Raw genomic sequence first — 3657 nt, 5'->3', positions numbered from 1 at the left:
GTCCTCCACGGTGAAGCCGCCGTCTCGTGGCAGCTCGGACTTCCCGTGGCCACGCAGGTCCAGCGCCACGGCGCGCTGGCGCTTGCGCAGGTGCGATAGCTGCGCGGCCCAGTGCGTGGTGTTGCCGGCACTTGAATGGACGAACACCACCGGCAGTCCACCCACGCCCCCATCGTCGACATTCAGCAGTCCCTTGGCACCCATCATGAAGTTCTCCTCTGGCCTCGAAGCGCGCGGCCGTGCGCGACCTGATGCTTGTGGAGTACGGCCCATCCCTGACAGAAACTGTCACCAATGGCGCGAGTCGACCGGGTGATGCGGCTGCTGGACTTCCTGAGGGGCCGGGAGGGGACGACGGTGGCGGAGATTGCAGAGGCGCTCGACGTGAGCGCGCGCACCGTCCACCGGGACCTGGCGACGCTGCGGGAGCAGGGCCTTCCCCTGAGCAGTGACACAGGCCCTGGGGGCGGCGTCCGGCTGGAGCGGGACCGGGGCGTGACGGCCGTCCACCTGTCGCAGGAGGAGGTGGTGGCGCTCTGGCTGGCCGCCCACCTGTCCGCGACGGGAAGCACGTTGCCCTGGGGCAACGCCGCGCGCTCGGGGCTCGAGAAGCTCTTCGCCAGCGTCCCCAAGGAGCGGGCCCGGGGCATGCGTAAGCTCTGCCGCCGAGTGGTGGTGGGACGGCCGGCGAGCGCCCGCGTGCTGGCGGACGCCGGAACACCGCCCGCGGAGCTGCTCGCCGTCTTCGAGCGGGCCTTCCGCGAGCAGGTCTGCCTGTCCTTCGAGTACCGTGACCGGCACGGCAAGGCGACCCGCCGCGTCGTGGAGCCGCACGGGCTGCTGGTCGAATCGCCCGTCTGGTACGTGCTGGCCCGGGACGTGGAGAAGGCCGCGGCGCGCATGTTCCGCATGGACCGCATCCGCCGAGCCCGCCTCGTCCCCGGCCGCCCCTTCACGCCCGACATGGAGGGCCTGCGAGCCCAGGCCGAGGCCCAGCGCGCGGACGGTGCGCGAGCCCCAGGCTGAGGTAGGCTGCGCGCCCGCCGGAGCCGGAGTGCGCGCCGGAGTCACCAGGAGTCACACGGTGCGGTACTTCGCCATGGTCGCGGCCGGGGCCACCCTCTGGGGGTGCTGGGCGCTCTTCCTCCGCCCAGCGGGGCTCGACGGGCCGCAGAACGCCTTCCTCGTGCTCCTGGCCATGTCGCTCCCGGCGCCCTTCCTGTTCCGGCGCGACGCCCTGCGCGACCGCCGGGCCACCCTGGCGCTGCTCATCGTGGCGCTGGCGGACGCGGCGAACACGGGCCTCTTCTTCGCCGCCATGGAGCGCGGGCCGGTGTCCATCGCCGTGCTGACGCACTACCTGGCCCCCTTGATGCTGGCGCTGCTGGCCCCCTGGGTGCTGGGCGAGGAGCGCTCCACCCGGGCCCTGATTGGAGGCCCCGTGACGCTGGTGGGCCTGGCCCTGCTCATCGGCCGGCCCGACGGCGGCTTCTCCGGGCTGACGGCGCTGCTGGGCGCGGGCAGCGCCTGCTTCTACGCCATCATCGTCCTGGCCGCGAAGCAGGCGGCGCGGGCGTATTCCCCCATGGCCGTGACGGCCCTGCATGCGCCCCTCTCCGCGGGCGTGCTGCTGCTCTGCTTCGGAGGCCGGGCACTGCCACCCACGGTGGAGGGAGGCACGCTCCTCGTGCTCGTGGGTGGCGTCGTGTGTGGCCTCATTGGAAACATCCTCTTCCACACCGGTCTGCGACGGATTCCGACCGCGGCCACGGCGGCGCTCACCTACCTGGAGCCGCTCACCGCGACGCTGGTGGGCTGGGCCTTCTTCTCGGAGACGCTGACGCCCGTCGCGCTGGGCGGAGGGCTGCTGGTGCTGGTGGCGGGCGCATGGGTGGCGGCAGAGCGACGCGCCACCGTCCAGGCCGTGCCGCTGCGCGCCGCGGCACGCTGAACGCGCGCGCCAAATCACCGCTTGCATGCGTGGGGAGTCCTTTGGTCCTCTTGGGCCCCCGCACACACTCTTCCCTCCGTTCCTGGCGACGCCGTATGCCTATGGAAACCGCAGCCGACAGCCGTGAGTACCGCGTCGTCTTCTTCTGCCCCGCGTCGAGCGCCCGGCTCGAGCGGCTGGAAGTGCCCGTGCGACGGCTGCTCTCACGCATCCACGCGCCGCCCGCGGAGCTGGCGCCGCTCCAGGAGGCGGGCGCGCTCACGGAGGCCGGCTGGCAGGTGTTCCTCGTCCGCTCGCTGACGGAGCGCTCCGCGGCGCAGGCCATGGCCGCCTACGTCAGCGAGGCCACGTGCGCGCTGGCCGCGGAGCTGGACGCGGAGGTGCTGGGGCTCTACGTCGACGTGTCCGGTGACTCGGCGCGCATCTGCCGCTGCGGTCCCGAAGACGGGCCAGAGACGTTCGCGGGTCGCCGGCAGGCCGCGCTCAACCGCACCGCCGAATGGCTGGAAGTGACGCCTGTCAGCCTCTCCGCCTTCTTCCATCTCGACCTGCCCGACGCGGAGTACGAGCCGGACGCGGATGACCGCTTCGTCGACGAGAAGCTGCGCGAGGCCCGGACCCTCATGGAGCGCTACCGCCAGGGCAAATGAGGTCTCGAACGCCCGAGGACCTCGCGGGCCGCTGCCCGCGCTGCTTCCTCCCCGTTGCCCTGTGCCTGTGCGCCGAGGTGCCGTGCGTCTCCACGCGCACCGAGCTGCTCATCGTCCGGCACCACAAGGAGACGCTCAAGTCGACCAACACGGCGCGCATGGCGGCGCTCGCCATTCCCCGGTGCGGCATCGTCTCCTATGGCTCGCCGGGCGTGCCCTTCGACGCCTCCGTGCTGGAGGGCGACGACACCTGGCTGCTGTTCCCAGACGCGCACCAGGAGCCCGAGCCCGGCGCGGCCTTTCCCAGCAGGCTCATCATCCTGGATGGGAGCTGGGGGCAGGCGCGCCGCATGGTGCAGCGAGTCCCCGCCCTGCGGCGGCTCCCGGGCTTGAAGCTGCCTCCGCCCGCTCCGGACTCGCGGCGCCTGCGCCGTCCGCCCCACCCGGAGGGCATGTCCACGCTGGAGGCCATCGCCGGCGCGCTCGCGTACCTGGAGGGCGAACACGTCGCCCAGCCGCTCTATGCGCTGCACGAGCAGATGATTGACCGCGTCCTCGCGAGCCGGGGACGGAACACCTAGCGCGCTGGGCTTGCATCGAGCGACCAGCCCTGCCGGCCGGCTCGCGATGCGCACGAGCCGGCCGCTCAGGGTGGGGTTGGTGCCGACAGGCGCGGGCTTCAGCGCGCGGTCAGCGCGTCCAGCTCAGCGACGAGGGCGGGCACATCGCCGCGAGGCACCGTCCGGCAGGGCCAGAAGCCCGCGGCGCGGTCCGTGGCGATGACGGGGATGCCCTGCGCTCGCGCCCGCGCCAGCTCACCCAGGTGGCTCTCGCACCACGCTGGCGCGAGCACCACGTCCACCTGATGGAGCGTGCGCTGCACCTGCGCCGTCACCTTCCGCACTCGCGGGTGGTTCAGGTGTCGCGAATCCGTGCCCTCGGCGGGGCGCACCCAGAGGTTCCACTGAGGCCGCTCGTGGAGCACCGCCAGGGCTTCTCGCAGTCCGCCGCGCGCGAGGGCGGGCCCGGCGAGGAGGGCCACGAACGGGCCAGGGG

Annotated in this window: 5 protein-coding genes and 1 pseudogene; 4 read left to right on the top strand and 2 right to left on the bottom strand. The window is 72.8% G+C overall.

Annotated features, from left to right (window positions below):
• Positions 1-207 (bottom strand): alpha/beta fold hydrolase (locus G4D87_RS35220; RefSeq protein ID WP_338045019.1); only part of this gene is annotated, 207 nt, incomplete at its 3' end.
• Positions 208-294: 87 nt separating this feature from the next.
• Between G4D87_RS35220 and G4D87_RS35215 the strand changes: the two genes are divergently transcribed.
• The 4 genes from G4D87_RS35215 (at position 295) to G4D87_RS35200 (ending at position 3182) form a co-directional block, all read left to right on the top strand.
• Positions 295-1026 (top strand): helix-turn-helix transcriptional regulator, encoded by a 732-nt coding sequence (locus tag G4D87_RS35215; RefSeq protein WP_163787080.1) that lies wholly within the window; start codon positions 295-297, stop codon positions 1024-1026.
• A gap of 58 nt (positions 1027-1084) precedes the next feature.
• Positions 1085-1951, top strand: coding sequence for a DMT family transporter (locus G4D87_RS35210; protein ID WP_176412420.1), 867 nt, complete (start codon positions 1085-1087; stop codon positions 1949-1951).
• Between the two features lie 101 nt (positions 1952-2052).
• The gene (locus G4D87_RS35205) at positions 2053-2601 is read left to right on the top strand and encodes a hypothetical protein (RefSeq protein WP_163787076.1); all 549 of its coding nucleotides are present in this window, start codon (positions 2053-2055) and stop codon (positions 2599-2601) included.
• On the top strand, positions 2598-3182 hold the full coding sequence (locus G4D87_RS35200) for a tRNA-uridine aminocarboxypropyltransferase (protein WP_163787075.1): 585 nt from the start codon (positions 2598-2600) through the stop codon (positions 3180-3182). Before G4D87_RS35205 ends, G4D87_RS35200 begins: the two co-directional genes overlap by 4 nt.
• Positions 3183-3280: 98 nt before the next feature.
• On the opposite strand, the pseudogene G4D87_RS35195 reads toward G4D87_RS35200, so the two are convergent.
• Positions 3281-3657, bottom strand: a pseudogene (locus tag G4D87_RS35195) (hypothetical protein); the annotation flags it as partial.

The organism is Myxococcus vastator (assembly GCF_010894475.1).
GTDB classification, from domain to species: Bacteria; Myxococcota; Myxococcia; order Myxococcales; family Myxococcaceae; genus Myxococcus; species Myxococcus vastator.
Note: the sequence above shows the minus strand (reverse complement) of the source record. Positions and strands in the feature narration are given on the sequence as shown.